2 protein-coding genes are annotated in these 1,573 nt (G+C 59.8%); both read left to right on the top strand.

Going from position 1 to position 1,573, the window contains the following annotated elements:
* Positions 1–169: 169 nt before the first annotated feature.
* Positions 170–1,144, top strand: a complete 975-nt coding sequence (locus tag ABX749_RS32380) for a LysR family transcriptional regulator (RefSeq protein ID WP_372899671.1) — start codon at positions 170–172, stop codon at positions 1,142–1,144.
* 102 nt (positions 1,145–1,246) lie between these two features.
* Positions 1,247–1,573, top strand: a 327-nt coding sequence (locus ABX749_RS32375) for a hypothetical protein (protein WP_372899670.1), incomplete at its 3' end; no start/stop codon positions are given.

Raw genomic sequence — 1,573 nt, 5'->3', positions numbered from 1 at the left:
TGATATCAACATTCTGGGCAGATAGTGGCGGATCAAGTCGCCTTAGGTGCCCTGATGGTGGACGCCGGCTTCCGTGGCTTGACGACGGTTTCAAGCCTGCTTACCTTCGCATTAGCAAGTCCGAAGTGTCTCGGCTGGCAACATTAGGCCATCTAATACTGGATCACGATTGCAACTACGAACGCTTGAGATTTTCTGTGACGTCGCCCAGCTGCGTAGCTTTTCCAAAGCTGCGGATGCTCGTGGCGTGACGCAGAGTGCGGCCAGTCAAGCGATCCAGCATCTCGAAGAATCACTCGGCGTTCAACTGATCGATCGTTCGACACGGCCGTTGTCGCTGACCGCCGCGGGGGCCAACTATCACTGCGGACTGCGAGAGATCTTGGCGGAGTATCACCGTTTAGAAGAGCGCGTGATCACGGCCGGGCGCGGCTTGACCGGACCGTTGCATGTCGCGGCGATCTACTCGGTGGGACTGAGTTACATGCCCGAAGCGATCGAGGAGTTCGGTCGTTTGTATCCGGATGTCGATGTGCGAATCGGTTACGGTCAAAACGAGGCCGTGATCCGAAACGTGCTCAACGGCGATGCGGAGATCGGGCTGATCAGTTTCCCCAAGACGAACAAGCAACTCGTCGTGGTGCCGTGGCAGAAGGAACCGGTTCGACTGGTTTGTGCCTCCGGGCATCCGTTGGCTCGCCGCAACGAAGCGGAGTTGTCGGATCTGGATGGCATCGAGATGATCGGATTCGACCGCAGCCTGGAGTTGCGCCGGATGATCGACGCGACGCTGAAACGATCCGGGATCCGCGTCGATTTTCGAAACGAATTTGACAATGCCGATTCGATCGTGCGTGCGATCCAGGCCAACGACGGTGCGGGGTTTCTGCCCGAGGCGGCGGTGCGGCGGGAAACCGCGACCGGTGCGTTGCGAGTGGTGGCCTGTCGTGCGTTACGGATGGTCCGCCCCCTTGGGATCGTGTTCCGCCGTTCGGGCCGGCCGAGTGCCGCCGGTTACGAATTCGGATCGCTGTTGTTGGGCCGCCCCTTGGAACCCGACCGAGACAAACCCGGCGGACGCGGTCGGCATAAGTCGCAATCGCAGGGGCCGCCGATCGTCCCCGGTACCTCCGTCGTCGCTTAGCACGCTGCGACACCCCTTTTCAAATCACACACCAACCAAGACCACGGTTCGCATCTGCAGAGGCGAATCATCCCCACACACGAAACTGAAGCCTTCACTCCGATGACATCAACGAAAGAAATCGAGATGCGTGATCCACTGTTTCACCTGCCCAAGAAGCAAGGGTTGTATGACCCTGAGCACGAGAAAGATGCGTGTGGGGTCGGGTTCATCGCTCACATCAAGGGTGTTCCGAGCCATCAAAACGTGCTCGACGCCGACGAGATCCTCCGCGCGATGGATCACCGCGGTGCCTGCGGTTGCGAACCGAACACCGGTGACGGCTGCGGCATGATGTGTGGGCTGCCGCACAAGTTTCTCGCCAAGGTGGCCAAGGAAGACTTGGGCGTCGACTTGCCCGAGCCGGGGCGATTCAGTGCCGGGCTGGTC

The sequence above is a fragment of the Stieleria sp. genome (assembly GCF_041595215.1).
Taxonomy (GTDB): Bacteria; Planctomycetota; Planctomycetia; order Pirellulales; family Pirellulaceae; genus Stieleria; species Stieleria magnilauensis.
Note: the sequence above shows the minus strand (reverse complement) of the source record. Positions and strands in the feature narration are given on the sequence as shown.